This window comes from Methylobacterium sp. 190mf, assembly GCF_900107945.1.
Classification (GTDB): domain Bacteria; phylum Pseudomonadota; class Alphaproteobacteria; order Rhizobiales; family Beijerinckiaceae; genus Methylobacterium.
Window position 1 is genome coordinate 168,571 of record NZ_FNVI01000004.1, and the last position, 17,902, is coordinate 186,472.

The window sequence follows — 17,902 nt, forward strand, 5'->3', positions numbered from 1 at the left end:
CTAGTATCCGCGCGCCGCGTCGACGCCGTCCGGCACCTGGCCGGTCCGCCGATAGGCCCGCAGGTTGGCCGCCACCGTGGCGGCCGCCGAATCCATGTCGGTCGGCCCCGAGACGTGCGGCAGCACCGTCACCCCGGGATGCGACCACAGCGGCGACTCCGCCGGCAGGGGCTCGACCGCGAAGACGTCGAGCACGGCGTGGGCGAGGTGGCCCTTGTCCAGGGCGGCGATCAGGTCCTCGGTGACGACGATCGGTCCGCGGGCGAAGTTGATCAGCGCGGCGCCGGGTTTCAGGGCCGCGAGGCGCTCGGCGTTCACGAGCCCCCGCGTCTCCGGCGTGAGCGGCACGAGGCAGACGAGGATGTCGCACCGGCCGAGCATCGCCGGGAGACCGTCGGCGCCGTGGACCGTGTCGAGGCCCGGCACCGCCTTGGGGCTGCGGCTCCACCCGACGACGCGGAAGCCGGCTCCGGTCAGCCGCTCCGCCGCCGCGGTCCCGAGCGCCCCGAGGCCGAGCAGGCCAACCGTGGTGTCGGTCGGCTTGCGGTAGGCGTGCGGGCGCCAGACCCGGTCCCGCTGCTGCCGGGCGTAGGCCGGCATGTCACGCTGGAGATAGTAGGTCCAGGCCAGGACGGCCTCGGCCATGGTGCGGGCCATCTCGCGGTCGACGAGGCGGACGATCGGCAGCGGCCGGTCGAAGGCGCCGACGAGCTTCTCCACCCCGGCCCACAGGCTCTGCACCCAGACGAGACCCGGCAGCGCCGCGACCTCGGCCGGATCGGGGTTGGCCACGACGGCGACCCGCGCGGCCGCCCGGGCCGCGTCGTCCATCGACCGGAACGGGATCAGGCGCTCCTCGGGCATGGCCGCCGCGAGGATCCGCAGGTACTCCGCCTCCTGATCCGGCCCCTTGCACCCGACCAGGGCGATCGCCTCCGCCATCCGCATCCTCCGCACCGTACCGCTCCGCCCGTCCACGCGCGGGCGAAGCAGGCGCTGTGCCTGACGGGATCCAGATCGTCGAGATGGGTCGGGCGCCGGCGCGGTCAGCGCGCCTCGATCAGCGCCGGGTAGACGAGGCGGACGTTGCGCCGGTCCTCGGGGATCGCGGTCTCCGCCCGCTTGCGGATGCTGCCGGTGGTCGCCGCCACGACGGGCTCGGTCGGACGCAGGCGCCAGCGCTCGGCCGCTTGGATCGCGACGCGGGGCTTGGGCCGTTCGAGGTGCCGGTCCGCCCCCTCGGTGGGTGCGGTGGCAAGCCCGCCGAGCGTCATCGCGGCCAGCAGGGCGTAGCGGGGCCAGGATCGGCGAGACCGGGTGGAGCAGGAGGGCATGGGAGGGGCACCGCGTGGACCTCCCCGTTCTGCGCCGCGCACGTGAAGACGAAATCGAACCGAATCGATTTCCAACCCGTTCCCAACACCTGCCTACAGTCGCGGTAAATGCCCGCTGTCCAGGCACGGTTAAACAGGCGATTCGGGAGGACACGCGGACATGGCGAGCAAGGTCGAGGGGGGATCCGGGACGCCGGAGCGCGCGGAGATCGGCCGCGTGATCGACACCGACATCTCCGCGCGCCTGGACCGGCTGCCCTGGGGCCGCTTCCACGTCCTCGTGATCGTGGCGCTCGGCATCACCTGGGTGCTGGACGGCCTCGAGGTGACCCTCGCCGGCTCCCTGGTGGGCGCGCTGCGCCAGCCGCCGATGTCGTTCTCGGAGTTCGACGTCGGCCTCGCCGCCTCCTGCTACCTCGTGGGCGCCGTGACCGGCGCGATCGGCTTCGGCTGGCTCACCGACCGGATCGGCCGGAAGAAGCTGTTCTTCATCACGCTGGCCCTCTACCTCGTCGCCACGGCGGCTACCGGCCTGTCGTGGAACATCTGGAGCTTCTGCTTCTTCCGCTTCCTCACGGGCGCGGGGATCGGCGGCGAGTACACGGCGATCAACTCGACCATCCAGGAGCTGGTCCCGGCCCGCGTCCGCGGCTGGACCAACCTCGTCATCAACGGCTCGTTCTGGATCGGCGCGGCGCTCGGCTCGTTCATGTCGATCGTGCTCCTGAAGCCCGAGGTGATCGACCCGGCCTGGGGCTGGCGCGTCGCCTTCTTCACCGGCGGCGCCATCGGCCTCGTGATCCTGCTCCTGCGCACCTGGATCCCCGAGAGCCCGCGCTGGCTCGCCACCCACGGCTACGCCGCGGAGGCCGACCGCGTCGTCACCGGAATCGAGAAGCGCTTCACCGACGAGGGCGTCACCCTGCCGCCGGTGGACGAGAGCAAGCGCATGAAGGTCCGCACCCGCGACCACACCCCGCTGTCGGAGGTGTTCAAGGCGCTGTTCGTGACGAGCCGCAAGGAGACCATGGTCGGCCTCGCGCTGATGATCGCGCAGGCCTTCTTCTACAACGCGCTGTTCTTCACCTACGCGCTGGTGCTGGAGCGCTTCTATCAGGTGCCCGGCAACCATGTCGGCTGGTACCTGCTGCCCTTCGCGCTCGGCTCGTTCCTCGGCCCGCTGCTGCTCGGGCGGCTGTTCGACACGATCGGTCGGCGCAAGATGATCGCCTTCACGTACGGCATCTCCGCTCTGCTCCTTGCCGGCGTCGGCCTGCTGTTCCGCCTCGACGTGCTCGGGCCGGTCGGCCAGACCGCGGCCTGGATGGTGGTGTTCTTCTTCGCCTCGGCGGCGGCGAGCTCGGCCTATCTCACGGTCTCCGAGACCTTCCCGCTGGAGATCCGGGCCCTGGCCATCGCGGCCTTCTACGCGGTCGGCACCGGCATCGGCGGCGTCTCGGGCCCGCTCCTGTTCGGCACGCTGGTCGAGACCGGCTCGCGCGACTGGGTGCTGTTCGGCTACGGCCTCGGCGCGGTGCTGATGCTCATCGCGGCGGTCGTCGGAGGCATCTGGGGCACCGCCGCGGAGGGCAAGTCCCTGGAGGAGGTCTCCAAGCCGCTCGCGGCGGCCTGAGGGCCGGCCCGGCGCGACAGCGGTTCGCGCGCGGAGCGAAGCCGTCCGGCCTCGCTCCGCGCCCGGCCGACGCCGCCGCGGGCGCTCACGCCCCCTTCCGCCACACCTGCCCGTGGTAGACGAACTTGGCGCCCTCGTTCGCCAGGGCCGCTAGGCCCCGGAAAGCGGGATCGTGGACGGTGATCACGCTGGTCGGGATCCGGCGCATCATCTCGGCGAAGGGCGCCTTCTTCTCGAAGGCGGTGCGGAAACCGCTCTCCTCGAGCACCTTGAGGATCCGGGGCGCGATGCCCCCGCCGATATAGACGCCGCTCGTCGCCAGGAAGGTCAGCGCGAGGTCGCCGCAGACGCGTCCGAGCACCCGGCCGAACAGCTCGAGCGTCTCCGCGGCGTGCGGATCGGTGGCGCTGAGACCGGCCTCGGTGACCGCGGCCGGCTCGATCTTCTCGTGCGGCTGCCCGGTCCGAACATGGGCGACGGCCGCGTGGAGCCGCGACAGGCCCGGCCCCGACAGCACCGTCTCCACGGTGATCCGATCCTCGACCCGCTCCAGCGCGTGCCAGACCTTCTCCTCGAAGGCGTCGGCCGGACCGATATCGGTGTGGCCGACCTCGGTGGAGACGATGGCGAGATGCGCCGCATAGGGGACCAGCGCGGCCGCGCCGAAGCCGGTCCCGGGGCCCAGCACCACGCGGGCGCCGCCGGGCACGGGGGGACAGGGGCCGACCGGCGTGAGGTCGTGCGGCTCGATATCGGCGGCGCCGGCCGCCACCGGCACGTAGTCGTTGACCACCGTCGCGGAGGAGAGCCCGAAATCCTCGGCGATGCGCTGGCCGGCGATCTTCCAGTGCGCGTTCGTCAGCTGGATCTCCGGCCCGTCGACCCGGCCGGCGATCGCCAGGATGGCCGAGCGCGGTGCCGGGCCGCCGCCCTTGGCCAGCGATGCCTTGATGGCGCTCGACGGATCGGGATGGTCGGCGGTCGCCTCGTGCGCGAGGAGGCGGGGCTGGTCGCCGGACTTCTCGATCAGACCGAATCGCGCGTTCGTCCCGCCGATGTCGCCGACCAGAACCGGAAACTCGAACATCGCAACTAGCCTCTGCTCTCTGGCCCGCCGCGACGGGACTCGCGTCCAACACGGCTCCGGCGATTCATCGGCCGCGCGACCCCGCGCGGGCAAGTCCCAATCGGCGGTGTCCGCCGCTCAGGATTGCGCGATCGTCTTGTCACGCGGCCGGCCGATCACGCCGAGATGGGTATCACCGAAGCCGCTGCCGTATTTGAGACCGGAACCGAGGGCGCGGTCGAGGCCGATATGGGCCAGCCAGATGAGGACCGGCCCGACGGCCTCGGGATGGCCCGAAGCGATCGCCAGGGACAGGCCGACGAGTGGCAGCGCGAGCGTGTGGGCCGCGTTGTAGAGCACGGCGCCGACCACGGGACCGGCCGCGTAGCCCAGCATGCTCAGGTCGGGGACGAAAAGCAGCGCCGCGAAGAGCCACCACGACGGCCCGAGCCAACCATAGGCGAGCAGGGCGGCGACCAAGATGCAGCCCCCCTCCAGCCGCAGCAGCAGGCGCGGCCAGCCCGTGACGGAACGCCCCGACATCGCGACCTCCCCTTGGACAGCGCGGCGAGTCAGGCCGGCGGCAGCGCGTCCGGGTCGATCGCGCCACCGGCAGCCCAGTTGCTGAGCAGGGCACGGACGGCGGCGGGGTCGGGCAGGCGCCGCCGGGCGACGGTCTCCCCGTCACCGACGCGCACCGCGACGCCGCCGTCTTCGTTGATCGACGCGAAGGCGATCTCGTCGGTGCGGTCGTCGCCGAAGAAGACGGGGACTCGTCCGGCGTAGGGTGCCTGCGCCATGAAGGTGCGGATCGCGTGGGCCTTGGTGGCCTGCGCGGGGACGATCTCGCCGACCGCCTTGCCGAGTTGCAGGCGGTATTCGGCGCCGAGCGCCTCCGCCGTGCCCTTCACCAGCGTCTCGGCCCGCAGGGCATCGTCCGGGTTCGCGAGCCGCCAGTGGACCGCCACCGAGGCGCCCTTGTCCTCGATCAGGACCTGCGCGAGCGCGGCGGTCTCGGCCTGCAGGCGCGCGACCTGCCGGCGCAGATCCGGATGGTCCTCCGCGCGGCCGCCCGTGAGCGCGCCGGCGACCCGGCGCTCGACGCCGTGGAGACCGGCCGCATCCAACCGGGACGGCGCCAGGAAGCCGTCGATCACCGTGACCGGCCGGCCGGTGACGATGGCGAGGGCGCCGCCGAGTCGCGCCCGGAGCCGCTCCAGATCCTCCACGAGGCCGGGCTCGACCCGCACGGCGTCCGGACGCGGCGCGATCTCGGCGAGCGTGCCGTCGAAGTCGAGGAAGAGGGCGATGTCCATCGCGGGCGATCCCGGGCTCGAGTGTCGGCGACGGGCTAGCACGGGCGCGCCGGACGACAAACGCCGGCGGCACTGCCCTATCTGAATCCGCACCGGCACAGCACGAGGTTCTCCATGCGCGGATCGCCCTTTCGGCCCGTCCCCGATCCGGTCGGACCCGGCGAGGAGAGCGTCTGGGACTATCCGCGGCCGCCCCGGCTCGAATCCGTCCCGGACCGGCTGCGGGTCGTGCTCGGCGGCCGCGTCATCGCCGAGACGGGCTCCGGGTTCCGGGTGCTCGAGACCTCGCACCCGCCGACCTACTACCTGCCGCCCGCCGACATCGCGGACGGGACGCTCGTGAACCGGCGGAGCGGCGGGATCTGCGAGTGGAAGGGACAGGCGGTCCTGTTCGACGCGCGCGGCGGCGACCGTCTCGTGCCCGGGGCGGCCTGGGCCTACCCGGATCCGACCCCGGATTTCCGCGCGATCGCCGGCTACGTCGCGTTCTACGCCGGCCCGATGGACGCCTGCTTCGTCGGGGCGGACCCGGTGACGCCGCAACCGGGAAACTTCTACGGCGGCTGGATCACGCCCGGCATCGTCGGCCCGTTCAAGGGCGGTCCCGGAACGATGGGCTGGTGATTTCGTCCCCCGCCCCTTCTACGTTCGCGAAAGGCCACCACGAGGAGACCGCATGACCGCGCTGACCGAGACCGATCCGACCGGCGCCGGGTTCAGCCCGGAGGGGCTCGCCCGGATCGTGCCGTGGATGGACCGCCTCGTCGGCGACGGCCGGCTGGCCGGACTGTCGGTCACCGTGGCGCGGCGCGGGCGCATCGCCTTCGCGCGCGCCTGCGGGCAGGCCGACCTCGCCCGGGCAACGCCGTTCACCCTCGACACGGTCACCCGGATCTACTCGATGACCAAGCCGCTGACCTCGGTGGCGGTGATGCAGCTCTACGAGCAGGGCCTGTTCCAGCTCGACGATCCGATCGCCCGGGTCCTGCCCGAGTTCGCCGAGATGCGCGTCGCCGTGGGCGGCAACCGGGCGAAGCTCGAGACCGAACCGGCCCGCCGGGCGATCACCGTGCGGGACCTGCTGACCCACACGGCCGGGCTGACCTACGGCTTCATGGAGGCGACCCTGGTCGACGCGCAGTACCGCGAGCAGGGCGTCGACTTCCTGGCGCGCGAGGGCACCCTCGCCGAGATGACCGCGCGGGTCGCGAAGCTGCCGCTCCTCGCCCAGCCGGGCAGCGCCTGGAACTACAGCGTCGCCACCGACGTGCTCGGCCAGTACGTGGCCGCGCTGACCGGCCGCCCGTTCGCCGACCATCTCCGCGACGCGGTGATCGGGCCCCTCGGCATGGTCGATACCGACTTCCATGTGCGGCCCGAGCTGATGCCGCGCTTCTGCGCCACCTACGCGTACGACCGCGCGCGGCAGCTGCGCCTGTTCGACGATTCCGTGGACACGGCCTTCGCGCGCCCGCCCGCCATCGCGTCGGGCGGCGGCGGCCTCGTCTCGACGGCGGCGGACTATCAGCGCTTCTGCCGGATGATCCTCAACCGGGGCACCCTCGACGGCGCGCGCCTGCTGGGCCGCAAGACGGTCGACCTGATGCTGGCGAATCACCTGCCGGGCGACCTCGCGGCGATGGGCACGCCGCGCTTCGCCGAGACCTCCTACACCGGCATCGGCTTCGGCCTGGGCTTCTCGGTGATGCTCGACCCCGCCCGGGCCCAGATCCTCGGCACGCCCGGTGAGGTCGCCTGGGGCGGCCTCGCTTCGACGGCGTTCTGGATCGACCCGGCCGAGGACCTGTCGGTGGTGCTCATGACGCAGCTCGTCCCGTCCTCGGCCCTGCCGATCCGGCGCGAGCTGCGCGTCCTGACCTACGCGGCCCTGGCCGAGTGAGGGCCGGCCACGCGCGGGTCCGCGCCGGTCACTCCTCCTTGGGCGCCTCGGCGGCCGGCTTCTGAGCCGGCTTCGCGCCGGCCTTGGCGGTCGGCTTCGGGGCGGCGGTGGCGTATTCGGGATCGCTGCGCGGACCGTTCGCACCGTTGGTCGGGCCGGGGAGCTGGCCCGGCGCGAGATCGGTCACCTTGGTCCAGGTCTGCGACTTGCACAGGAACGCGATCAGGCAGCCGCGCACCGTCAGCTCGCCGGCCGTCTCGGTCCAGATGGTGACGTCGTAGGACTTGCCGTCCTCGGAATTGTAGATCTTGCCCTCGTAATGGGCGTCGGCATTCGGCTTCAGGCCCAGGATCAGCTGGTGTCCGAGGGACGGCCGGGCCTGCTTCTTGGGATCGGGGTTCTTGAAGTCGATCCGCGGCTCGCCCTTGTCGTTCAGCGGGACCTTCAGCCAGACCACGTATCCGCACAGCCGGTCACCCGCGGTCCCGCACTTCTCGAGGCGCACGCGCGCGCGGCCGTCCTCGGTGAGATAGGTGCCGCTGGGATCGGTCGGCGTCTTGGCCTGGGCCGTGCCCGCCAGCGCCGAGAGCGCCAGGATCGCGAGCGGCGCTACCCGGCGACCGATCGATGTAAACCGCATACCCGAACTCCCATCCCTCGCGAGTCGTGATGGAGCCTTGACCGCCCGTCCTCGCGTGTGCCGCTTCCGCGCAGGAAGGATCGCTCCCTCCGCGTCATCGCGCCCGCGCCGAGAACCGGACGGCGTGCGCGTCATGCCCGCCCTCTCCCGCGCGAAGTTGTCCGCATCATGACAACTCAGCCGGGACTCTGGACGGGAATCGACCCGGCGATACTGGGATCGGTGCGCGTTGGACGGTCAGATCCGGGTCGGCGGAAGGCTGCGGCCGGGTCCGAGGCTGCGCTGCATGAGCGTCACGTCGAGCCAGCGCCCGTGCTTGTGGCCGACTCCCGCGAGCGTTCCGACGGGCGTGAAGCCGAGGCTCGCGTGCAGCGCGATCGAGGCGGGTGAGCCGCTCTCGGCGATGATGGCGACCAGGGTCCGGCAGTCGATCTGCTCGCTCGCCGCGATCAGGGCGGCGAGCAGGCGCCGGCCGACTCCGCCGCCGCGGGCCGTCCGGGCGACGTAGATCGAATCCTCGAGGGTCGAGCGATAGGCGGCGCGCTGGTGATAGGGGCCGGCATAGGCGTAGCCCGCGACCGCGCCGTCCCGTTCGGCCACGAGGTAGGGAAAGCCGCCCGCGCGCAGCACCTCGAAGCGGCGCGTCATCTCGGCCAGCGTCGGCGGCTCCGTCTCGAAGCTGGCCGTGCTGGAGGCGACGGCGTCGCCGTAGATCGCCGCGATGGCGGGAAGGTCGGCCTCCGTGGCCGGGCGTATCACGTCTGTCACGGCCGCAGGTTACGCGAGGCGGCGCGGCTCCGGCAATCTGCCCCGCACGAGCCGGGCGCGGCTCGATCCCGCGGACGGTGGCGGAGCCTCGGCGGGACCGGCGCCTCGGCGCAGATCCCGCACGACTCGAGGATGCGATGACTTACTCGGCGGCGGACATCTCGGCCGTGAAGTGGCCGCACCAGTCCTTCGAGGCCACGACCGGCCAGAGGCCCTTCGACTCGGGGGCCGGCTGGCTGACCGGCGGATTGAAGCGGCAGAGGCCCTCGTCACCCTGCGCCTGGGCACCGTTGAGCTTGTGATCGTCGAAGAAGCGGCAGCTTTCGCAAGCGGCGTTCGCGGAACCGGCCATCGGGTCTCTCCATCGGGTATCTCGGAGGGAGGGGACCGCCTCGGCGGCGCGCCCTCCACAGTTCTTAATTAGAATAGCTCGAAAGTAAGGTCAACGGCCGGCTTGCGCGGGGCTTGCGGGCGGGGGCCGAGCGCGACGCGGTGCGAAAGGGTGGAGCGAGGGCGACTGGAGACGTGGACGCGCGGGCGGTCCGGGTCGGCGGGCGCCGCGCCGACGGTCCCGTCATCTGGGTGAGAAGGTCAGGTGCCGCGCGAACCGATCTCGCTGGCGCCATGGCCCAGAACGCAGCGAAGCCGGATTCCGCTGGGAATCCGGCTTCGGAGAAGCGGCGATGACTTGGTCATCACCCTCTGGCCGATCCGATCGCCGTCTAAGCAGACGGCGTCGGGACGGTCAGCCCTGCTTGGCCTTCTTGTTGGCGTTGTGGTGACCGATCGCGCAGCCCGCGGCCGCGCCCATCTTGCCGTGTCCGGCCATGTGCCCGGCGACGCCGCCGACCACGGCGCCCTTGAGGCAGCCCTTCGCCTGGGCGGGCGCGCCGGCCAGCAGGCCCGCGACGGCCAGGGCGGAAACGAGTGCGATCCGATTCGTCATCGAGACATCTCCTGTCGTTCCTGCGGCAACCGGCGGCCGGCCCCACCCGTTCCGGCGCCGACGCGACAGGGCCGCGCGCCTCTCGGAACCGTGACCCGTCAGCGCGCGAGCCCGGCCACGAGCCGCACGAGATCCGACTGGCGCGTCGCTCCGGTCTTGGCGAAGATCGCCTTCAGCTGCGAGCGCGCGGTCGCCGCGGTGATCGCGAATCGCGAAGCGGCTTCGGCCAGCGAGATCCCGCTCGACAGCGCCTGGGCGAGGCGCGCCTCCGCCGGGGTCAGCCGATAGGCCGCCTGGAGGATCGCGGTCGCGGGCGCGGCCGGGGCCCCGGGCACGCTCCCGAGGAGCAGCGTGCTCGCCCCGGCGAACAGGCCGCGGCTCGGCCCGACCAGCGGCACGACGTGGATCACGAGCGGCGGCCCGTCCCGTCGCGCCGCGACGACCGCCGAGATCGGCGGGCGGCCGGAGGGCCGCGCCAGGGCTTCGAGCTGCCGCGCCGCCTCCGGATCCTCCGCGGTGAGGCGACCGCCCGCGAGCTTCAGGTCGCGCCCGAGGAGGACGCCGAACGCGTCGTTCCAGCGGAGCGCCCGTCCGTCGGCGTCGAGAATCAGGGCGGCGCGGTCGATCAGCTCGAAGGCCTGCGTCAGCCCCGCGAGCCGGGCCCGCTCGACCATCGACGTCAGCAGGCCCGCGCGCTGCAGGAGCGGCGACAGGGTCGCGAGGCGCCGCTGCTCGTGCAGCTCGTACGGTCCCTGCTCCACGGTCCGCTGCAGGGAGAGGCACCACAGGCGTCCCTTCACGGAGAAGCCGATCCCGGCGAACCAGCGCAGGCCGCGGGAGGCCAGCAGGTCCTGGTAGAAGGGCAGGCGCGCGATCTCCTCCGGCGTGGTGAAGTCCTGATCGACCGCGATCCCGCGCGTCCGCATGAGCGGGATGCCGCGGAGGCGATGGTCGTCGCGGTGCCAGCCCTCGTCGAAGTAGCGGCGCGAGGCGTCGGCGAGGGAGGCGGTGCAGAGCGATTCGAGGCCGGTCCGGTCGGAGCGCAGAAGGAGGGCGCCCTCGCTGCCGGACGCCCGCACGACGCGCTCGGCCAAGTCAGGCCAGCGCGCGGGATCGATCACGGCCTCCTCGAGGTCCTCCCGGAAGCCGGACTCCAGGTCGTCGTGCAGGCGGGCGAAGAGATCCGGCCTCACGCCCGACATGTGACGCGCCTCCGCCGCGCCGGATACTGGCGCCCCGCGCCGGCTTGTCGAACTCTCGTCCTCGCTCGGTACGGCTCCATACCGTCGAACTATAGATCAGGTTCTTAAATCCGGGCAAGCATCCCTCTAATTACAGGTTTAGATCGGCGGGAGCGTGCGCGGGACTTGTCGGGAGACGGCACCGCCGCGGCGGGATCCGCGCATCGACCCGCCGGCGGCGGGAACGACTGCGCCCCGGCCGCGCACACGCGTTCGGCCTGCGCCGGAACCCGCCCCCCTCTACGGGGCGGGCGAGGCTCAGCACTTTGCCACGGCTTGCCACACACAACTTCTGATAGAGTTGCCGAGAGCCGGGTTCAAGCCTCGTTAACCAAGCTTGGCGATTGTATCGCGGTGCGCGGTTCGATCACGAGTTGTGATGGGACGAGCGCACTCGAGCAGGATGCGGCTGAAGGTCGATGGCGTTTACCCTGTCTGCGTTCCTCGGTGTCGCGCGACGGCGTCCCGGCCGGCCATCCGGTGCCTCGGCGGTCGCGCTCGCGCTCGTCGCCTGCGCGCCGCTGCTCGCCGGCTGCAGTTCCGGGCGCCCGCAGAGCGCGGCGCGCTCCGGCCTCGACGTGGCTCAGACCGGCTCGGTCACCGAGGGCCTCCCGGCCGCGCTGGTCGCGGCCGCCCAAGAGGAGGTCGGGCGGACCATGCGCCTCGGGCTGGCGAACTACCGGCTCAACGTCGGCGACAACCTGGAAGTCTCGTTCCTGATCGATTCCAGCGTCGTCCAGCCGACCTACCGCCTGAACCCGAACGACGAGTTCGACGTCGATTTCCGCACGCACCCGGAATACAACCGTACGGTGATCGTCCGGCCGGACGGCCGGATCTCGCTGCCGGGCAAGAACGGCATCAAGGTCGCCGGCCTGTCGCCGGAGGCGGCCGCCGCGCTGATCAAGAGCACCTACGACGACGTGCTGATCGATCCGGTCGTCACCCTGATGCTGCGCCGGTTCCGCACCGTCACCGACGATTTCCGCGACCTCACCCAGCGGGCCGACATGGGCCGCGTGAAGGTCCTGGCGATCGAGCCGGACGGCAAGATCAACCTGCCGATGGTGCCTCCGGTCCAGGCGGCGGGCCGGACCGTCCACGAGGTCATGGGCAGCCTGAACGCCGCCTACAAGCACCAGCTGGCCTCGGTGACGACCAGCGTCCGGCTCGCGAGCCTCGTCCCGGCCAACACCATGGTGTTCGGCGAGGTCCGCGCGCCGGGTCCCGTCACCCTGCAGGGGCCGCGGACGCTGGCGCAGGTCCTGGGCTCGGCCGGCGGCGTCCTGCCGACCGCGGCCGGCGAGGCCGTGCGGATCATCCGCTTCGACGCCGAGGCGGCCGGCAGCGTGCGCATCGTCGACATCGGCCAGCCGGGCTTGGCGGACTCGATCGTGGTGCCGCCCAACGCCACCGTCTACGTGCCGCCCTCGCTGCTGGCCAAGACCGCCCGCGCGGTGGACCTCGTGGTGCGCCAGATCCTGCTCTTCAACGGGACCGGCTTCGGCGTGAACTACATCACCGGCCCGTCCGCCAGCACCTCCACCAGCGCCACCGTGAGGTCCGGCACGTGAGGCAGAGCGACCTGACCGCCGCCGACGCGGTCGAGGGCCCGGCCTTCGACCTCCGCGACGCCCTCGCGGCCCTGTTCCGGCACATCCGGCCGGCGCTGCTGATCCTCGTCGCGGCGATCCTCGGCGCCGGGATCTACCTGCTGCTGACGCCGGCCGAGTACACGGCCGACGCCAAGCTGATCATCCGTCTCGGCCGCGAGAAGGCGGGCGCCCCGCTCCAGGGCGGCGCGAACCAGAACTACATGTTCTCGGAGCGCGCGCAGAACGTGAACAACGAGATCGAGATCCTGCGCGATCCCAGCATCGTGCGCGACGAATTTGCGACGCTGAAGGCGATCACCCCGACCGGCGACCTCGGGCCGCGCCCGGCGGACTGGACCGACTGGCTGATCTACCAGGGCCGTCAGGCCGTGCGGAGCGCGAAGGCGGTCAAGACCTGGGTCGTCGATACGGTGCGGATCCCGTTCGAGGCGGTGGGCCTGCTGCGCCACCTGACCCCGGACGAGAAGCTCTACGAGGCGTATTTCGCGGCGTTCAAGGTCGTCTTCGTGAAGGAGACGGACGTGATCCTCACGGGCTTCACCTGGACGGACCCGCACTTCGCCGCCCAGGCGCTGAACCGGCTGCTCGACGCCTACAAGCGCCGCCACGTGGAGGTCTACGCCGACGAGACTCCCGCCTCGTTCTACCAGAGCAAGCTGGAGCGCGCCCGGGCCGACCTCGCCGCCATCGACGCGCAGCTCTCGACCTACCTCAAGGGCAACAACACCGCGAGCTTCGAGATCGAGCAGCAGAACGACCTCGGCACCCTCGCTGACCTCGCCAAGCAGAAATCGGCGGCGCAGATCGAGCGCGAGGTGGTCGAGACCCGGCTCAAGCGCACCCGCGAGGCCGGACCCGACCGCTGGCAGCCGACGCCGCCCGACGCGGACCCGACGGTCACGGCCTTCGACCAGCGCTGGGCGGACCTGCGGACGAAGCGCGCCGAGTTGGCGGTGCGGTTCCGGCCGACCGCCCCCGAGTTCGTGAGCCTCGATCGGGACCTCGCGGCCCTGGCCCGGCAGAAGTATCAGGCGCTCCTCGCCGCCGACACGGCGAAGCTCGCCATCCTCGCCGAGAAGATCCAGAGCATCACGGGGATCGAGCAGACCCGCCGCCGGGCGGCCATCGGCCAGAGCGACGCGGCGCTGGCCTACGGCCGGCTGACCCAGCAGAAGGGCCTGCTCACCGACGAGATCACCGAGACCCAGAAGCGGATCGACGCTCTGAAGACCGGCACGGGTCTCGACGCGCAGGCCGTCACCTCCTCGGCCCTCGTGGCGCGCGCCGTGCCGCCGCGGCTGCCCTCCGGCCCGAACCGGCCGCTGATCCTCGGGCTCGCGGCCGGTCTCGGCCTGCTCGCCGCCCTGGCCTACGTCGCCCTGGCGGAGATCCTGGCCCAGACCTACCGCAGCGCGTCGGAGGTCGCCCGCTCGCTGCGGGTGCCGGTGCTGGCCGCGGTGCCGCTGCAGACGGGAGCCGCCGCATGATCGCCGCCGCCATCGCGCCGAAGATCGATCCGGCGATCCTGGAGCCGGCCCTCGTCCAGCTCACCCGGCACGAGGCGCGCGTGCGCCGGGTCGGCCTCACCGCGGTCCAGCCCGGCGAGGGCGTCAGCACCCTCGCGCGTGAACTCGCCGGCGCCTACGCCCGGCGGGGCCGCAGCGCCGTTCTGATCGAGGCGAACTGGTCCCGCCCGTCGCTGGCGGAGGCCTACGGCCTGACCGGCCAGCCGGGCTTCGCCGACATCGTCGCCGGCACGGTCGCCCCGAGCCGCGGCGTCCACCCGGTCGCCGACAACCTCAGCGTCGTGCCCGCGGGCAGCCCGTCGGCCATCCGCCAGGCGACCCTGGACGACGGCCGCGTGGAGGATTTCCTGGCGCTCGTCGACGACCGCTTCGAGCTCGCGATCGTGGATTGCGAGCCGATCACCGAGATCGGCGACGCCGCCGCGCTCTCCCCCTTCGTGGACGGCTTCATCGTGGTGATCGGCGCCGAGCGCACCCGTCGGGCCGTGGCGCAGCGCGCCCTGGCCGACCTCAAGGCCGCCGGCGGGGCGCCGCTCGGCGTCGTCCTGAACCGCACGCGGCGGCCGATCCCGCGATGGCTCTACCGGTGGCTCGGATGAGCGCGGCGCCCGTCCGCGCGCTGCGGGTCCTGCCGCTCGCCGGGATCGGCTTCGCGGCCGCGGCCGGGGCGATCGCCCTGAGCGCGGCGCCGCTCAAATTCGCCGTCGTCGGCCTCGCGGCGGCCTTCGGCGGGGTCGGCGCCCTGATCGTCGGGCGGCTCTATCGCCTCACGCCGCTCCTGCTCGTCGCCCTCGCGGTCGGGCTGACGGTCAAGCTCGACGTCAGCTTCCTCCAGCATTTCGAGGCCGTCGGACAGTACCTGCCGAGCATCGGCGGCGGCGCCGGCCTGACGGTGAGCGTCGCCCTGCTGGTGGCCACGGCGCTGATCGTCGCCAAGCTCACCGGACTCGGGGAGGACGCCCCGGGCCTGCGGCTCGACCGGCCCCTCGTGCTGACGCAGCTCGGCTTCCTGATCGCGGGGCTGCTCTCGCTCTCCAACGCCACCGACCCGGCCTATCTCTGGTTCGACACGTGGCGCTTCGCCGGCCTCCTCCTGGTCTCGGTCGCGGTCTCGAACCTGTCCGAGGGCGACATCCGGACCCTCGCGCTGGCGATCTGCGCCCTCTGCCTCGTCCAGACCGCGGTGGCAGGCCTGCAATACGTCTCGGGCTCGGAACTCGGCCTGTCGGTGCTGGGCGAGGAACAGATCGTCGAGGAGAACATCAACTTCTCGGCCCAGCGCCGCGCCGGCGGACTGAAGGTCCACCCGAACATCCTCGGCTACTACTACGAGTTCGTCTGGCCGCTCGCCCTGGCGCTGGCCCTGTCGCGCGGCCCGCTGCTCCTGCGCCTCGCGGGGGCGGCGGGCGCCGCCTCGGCCCTGGTCGGCGTGGTCCTGACCCTGTCGCGCGCGTCCTGGCTGACCTTCCCGGTCTCGGCCGCCCTCCTGATCCTGCTGGTCTACCGCGACCGCCTGTTCTCCCGGACGAGCCTGATCGTCCTCGGCCTGCTGGCGATCGTCGGCGCCGTCGCGGCGCTCTACGCCGGCCCGCTGATCTGGGAGCGGCTCACCGCCGACGACGGCGGCTCGGCCGCCCAGCGCGGCCCGCTGAACGCCGCGGCCCTCGCCCTGTTCGAGCAGTTCCCGATCTTCGGCGTCGGCCTGAACAACTTCGGCAACCAGTTCGCGGTTCTCGACAGGACCGGCCTGTCCCGGCTCGCCGGTTTGTTCGACCGGTCGAACCACGTGGTGCACAACCTGCACATCCTGATCCTCACCGAGGTCGGGGTCGTCGGCTACGCGGCCTTCGCGCTGGTCTTCGGCATCGGCATCGCCCGGGGCTTCCGCGCCGCCCGCCGCGCCCCGGTGGGCGATCCGCTCGCGGCGATCGCGGCCGCCTGCGCGGTCGGCCTGATCGCGCACCTGCTGCACGGGCTGGTCGATCCGGGCTTCCGCCTGAATCTCGGCATCGCCGAGTTGCTCTACACCGGCCTCGGGCTGATCGCCGGGGTGCGGGCGGCGCAGCGGCGCAGGGCCGTCGCAGCGTCCCGGGCGGTCGCGTCGACGGGCCCGATCGGCGCGGCGCGCGCGCGTCCGGAGCGGATCCCCGTGCCGTCCGGGCGTCGCCCATCCCTCGCAGCGTACGGAGACCGTCCGTGAGCGCCGTCAGCCTCAGCGTCCTGATCGTCACCTACAATGCCGGCCGGGACATCGAGACCTGCCTGGACCTGCTGGCGGCGAGCCGGGTGAGACGCCCCTACGAGGTGATCCTCGTCGACAATGCCTCCACCGACGGGACGCCCGAGCGCGTCGCGCGGGCCTTTCCCTGGGTGCGGGTCATCGCCGAGCCGACCAATCACGGCTTCGCGGGCGGCAACGCGCGCGCGCTGGAGCACGCGCGCGGTACCGCGATCCTGCTCCTCAACCCCGACGCGTTCCTGCACGACCCGGACGCGCTCGCGGGCCTCCTGGACCATCTCGACGCGCAACCGGATGTCGGGGCGGTCGGCCCGCGCCTGACCTTCCCGGACGGGACGCATCAGGTCGGTGACGCCGGCTACGAGCCGCGCCCGCTCTCGATCCTGGTGCACGCCGCCGGCCTGTCGGGCCGCCTCGGGCTGCGCGGCCTCTACCTCGTGAGCCGCCAGGCCAGGGGGGCGCGGGCGCTCGACGTCGACTGGATCTGCGGGGCCTGCCTGCTGCTGCGCCGCTCGGCGATCGCCGCGATCGGCGGCCTGGAGAGCCCGATGTTCCTCTACGGCGAGGACGTGGACTGGGGCTGCCGACTGCGCGATGCCGGCCTGCGCGTCGCCTACCGCCCGGACATCGCCGTCACCCATCTCCAGGGCGGCTCGGGAAGCGCCCGCTCGGCACGCTGGCTCGACGGGCTGGCGGCCATCTACAGCCTGCGCAATGCCGGGCGGCTCCTGTCGTCGCCCGCCTTCTTCTCCGGCCCGCTCCGGCTCGGCTTCACCCTGCGGGCCGTGGCCTACGGTGTCGCGGCCCGGCTGCGCCGGCAGCCGGACCTCGCCCGCAAGGCCGAGGACATGCGCAGGTTCTCCGGGCACCTGCGCAGTCTTCGTCTCCGACCGCGATGAACCGTCACGGCCGTTTGCGGATGAACACCATGTGGTAGCCCTTGAAGGGACCCGGCGTGAGCCGGAACAGCAGCTCCCAGAACTTGCCCAGGACGATGTTCTCGCCATGATAGAACGGCTGCCCGTCGAAACTGTAGGTGAAGTGCTCGAACCGGTCAGTTGGGAAAAGCCGCTTCCGCGCCGCCTCCGTGTTCATCGTGTAGAGCGGCACGAACGAGTCGATCTCGACCCGCCGCGGCTCGACGAGGCGCAGCACCCGGGCGTGCAGCCGCTTCGGCACGAGCCGCGCCCCGATCCCGACATAGCCCCAGCGGTTCGGCGTCCAGGCGCAGAGCCAGCCGCCCGGCGCGAGCACCCGGCCGAGCTCCGCCGCGGTGACCTCGGGGTGCTCGATATGCTCGAGGACCGAGAAGGCCGAGATCAGGTCGAAGCTCCCGTCCGGAAATGGCAGCACCCCGTCGTGACCGATCAGCCGGACCTCGTCGGCCGACCGGTTGCCGAGGACCGCCTCGTCGACGTCGCAGGCGACGACCTGGGCGCAGCGCCCCCGGAAGTCGCCGAGGTGCCGCCGCAGTGGGACCGGGTCATCGCTCCACTTGCCGCGCCCCGCGCCGAACTCCATGACCCGCATGTCGGAGCGGAGCAGCGCGTTGACGCGCACGATGTACTCCATCCGGTGGTCGTGCCGGGAATAGCCCCCGGCTCCCATCTCCCGGAACAGACGCTGTTCGACCGTGACCATGCCTCAGGCTCCTCTGAACGTGCTGCGCCGACGGCG

Annotated in this window: 19 protein-coding genes; 8 read left to right on the forward strand and 11 right to left on the reverse strand. The window is 72.2% G+C overall.

The features are described from left to right. A complete protein-coding gene (locus C4T42_RS06420; RefSeq protein ID WP_103984890.1) occupies positions 1-942 on the reverse strand; it encodes a glyoxylate/hydroxypyruvate reductase A in 942 nt (313 codons plus the stop codon). Positions 943-1,046: 104 nt separating this feature from the next. Continuing rightward, a complete protein-coding gene (locus C4T42_RS06425; RefSeq protein WP_234082123.1) occupies positions 1,047-1,334 on the reverse strand; it encodes a hypothetical protein in 288 nt (95 codons plus the stop codon). A gap of 160 nt (positions 1,335-1,494) precedes the next feature. Here C4T42_RS06425 and C4T42_RS06430 point away from each other — a divergent pair, with 160 nt between their 5' ends. Next, positions 1,495-2,967, forward strand: a complete 1,473-nt coding sequence (locus C4T42_RS06430; RefSeq protein ID WP_024828057.1) for an MFS transporter — start codon at positions 1,495-1,497, stop codon at positions 2,965-2,967. 85 nt (positions 2,968-3,052) lie between these two features. On the opposite strand, the gene C4T42_RS06435 is transcribed toward C4T42_RS06430, so the two are convergent. The 3 genes from C4T42_RS06435 to otsB form a co-directional block, all read right to left on the reverse strand. Continuing rightward, complete coding sequence (locus C4T42_RS06435; protein ID WP_103984891.1) at positions 3,053-4,054, reverse strand: glucokinase; 1,002 nt, start codon at positions 4,052-4,054, stop codon at positions 3,053-3,055. 117 nt (positions 4,055-4,171) lie between these two features. Beyond that, positions 4,172-4,576: a DUF4260 domain-containing protein gene (locus C4T42_RS06440; protein WP_103984892.1), complete on the reverse strand. Its 405-nt coding sequence runs from the start codon at positions 4,574-4,576 to the stop codon at positions 4,172-4,174. A gap of 29 nt (positions 4,577-4,605) precedes the next feature. Beyond that, positions 4,606-5,349, reverse strand: coding sequence for a trehalose-phosphatase (gene otsB, locus C4T42_RS06445; RefSeq protein ID WP_103984893.1), 744 nt, complete (start codon positions 5,347-5,349; stop codon positions 4,606-4,608). Positions 5,350-5,463: 114 nt separating this feature from the next. On the opposite strand from otsB, the gene C4T42_RS06450 reads away from it, so the two are divergent. Continuing rightward, entirely contained in the window at positions 5,464-5,973 is a 510-nt protein-coding gene (locus C4T42_RS06450; RefSeq protein ID WP_020090563.1) for a DUF427 domain-containing protein, read from the forward strand. A 52-nt stretch (positions 5,974-6,025) separates the two neighbouring features. Beyond that, the gene (locus C4T42_RS06455; protein ID WP_020090564.1) at positions 6,026-7,249 is read left to right on the forward strand and encodes a serine hydrolase domain-containing protein; all 1,224 of its coding nucleotides are present in this window, start codon (positions 6,026-6,028) and stop codon (positions 7,247-7,249) included. Positions 7,250-7,277: 28 nt separating this feature from the next. Here the strand turns inward: C4T42_RS06455 and C4T42_RS06460 are convergent, their stop codons facing one another. From C4T42_RS06460 to C4T42_RS06480, 5 genes are all read right to left on the reverse strand, one after another. Beyond that, on the reverse strand, positions 7,278-7,889 hold the full coding sequence (locus C4T42_RS06460; protein ID WP_020090565.1) for a DUF2147 domain-containing protein: 612 nt from the start codon (positions 7,887-7,889) through the stop codon (positions 7,278-7,280). A gap of 237 nt (positions 7,890-8,126) precedes the next feature. Further along, positions 8,127-8,657 carry a GNAT family N-acetyltransferase gene (locus C4T42_RS06465; RefSeq protein ID WP_020090566.1) on the reverse strand — a complete coding sequence of 177 codons (531 nt, stop codon included), beginning with the start codon at positions 8,655-8,657 and terminating at the stop codon, positions 8,127-8,129. A 142-nt stretch (positions 8,658-8,799) separates the two neighbouring features. Continuing rightward, entirely contained in the window at positions 8,800-9,009 is a 210-nt protein-coding gene (locus tag C4T42_RS06470) for a hypothetical protein (protein ID WP_020090567.1), read from the reverse strand. A gap of 393 nt (positions 9,010-9,402) precedes the next feature. Continuing rightward, positions 9,403-9,603: a hypothetical protein gene (locus C4T42_RS06475; RefSeq protein ID WP_012322375.1), complete on the reverse strand. Its 201-nt coding sequence runs from the start codon at positions 9,601-9,603 to the stop codon at positions 9,403-9,405. Positions 9,604-9,701: 98 nt separating this feature from the next. Further along, on the reverse strand, positions 9,702-10,805 hold the full coding sequence (locus tag C4T42_RS06480) for a LuxR family transcriptional regulator (protein WP_103984894.1): 1,104 nt from the start codon (positions 10,803-10,805) through the stop codon (positions 9,702-9,704). A 458-nt stretch (positions 10,806-11,263) separates the two neighbouring features. Here C4T42_RS06480 and C4T42_RS06485 point away from each other — a divergent pair, with 458 nt between their 5' ends. The 5 genes from C4T42_RS06485 to C4T42_RS06505 are packed head-to-tail and all read left to right on the forward strand — an operon-like array spanning position 11,264 to position 17,124. Further along, positions 11,264-12,418: a polysaccharide biosynthesis/export family protein gene (locus tag C4T42_RS06485; protein ID WP_020090569.1), complete on the forward strand. Its 1,155-nt coding sequence runs from the start codon at positions 11,264-11,266 to the stop codon at positions 12,416-12,418. Continuing rightward, positions 12,415-13,947, forward strand: coding sequence for a Wzz/FepE/Etk N-terminal domain-containing protein (locus C4T42_RS06490; protein WP_103984895.1), 1,533 nt, complete (start codon positions 12,415-12,417; stop codon positions 13,945-13,947). The genes C4T42_RS06485 and C4T42_RS06490 overlap by 4 nt, the downstream gene beginning before the upstream one ends. Continuing rightward, positions 13,944-14,585 (forward strand): CpsD/CapB family tyrosine-protein kinase, encoded by a 642-nt coding sequence (locus C4T42_RS06495; protein ID WP_020090571.1) that lies wholly within the window; start codon positions 13,944-13,946, stop codon positions 14,583-14,585. Before C4T42_RS06490 ends, C4T42_RS06495 begins: the two co-directional genes overlap by 4 nt. Further along, positions 14,582-16,186, forward strand: a complete 1,605-nt coding sequence (locus C4T42_RS06500) for an O-antigen ligase family protein (protein ID WP_020090572.1) — start codon at positions 14,582-14,584, stop codon at positions 16,184-16,186. Before C4T42_RS06495 ends, C4T42_RS06500 begins: the two co-directional genes overlap by 4 nt. Further along, on the forward strand, positions 16,183-17,124 hold the full coding sequence (locus C4T42_RS06505) for a glycosyltransferase family 2 protein (protein ID WP_020090573.1): 942 nt from the start codon (positions 16,183-16,185) through the stop codon (positions 17,122-17,124). Before C4T42_RS06500 ends, C4T42_RS06505 begins: the two co-directional genes overlap by 4 nt. 4 nt (positions 17,125-17,128) lie before the next feature. Here C4T42_RS06505 and C4T42_RS06510 read toward each other — a convergent pair whose 3' ends face one another. After that, complete coding sequence (locus tag C4T42_RS06510; RefSeq protein ID WP_020090574.1) at positions 17,129-17,866, reverse strand: class I SAM-dependent methyltransferase; 738 nt, start codon at positions 17,864-17,866, stop codon at positions 17,129-17,131. Between the last annotated feature and the right edge of the window lie 36 nt (positions 17,867-17,902).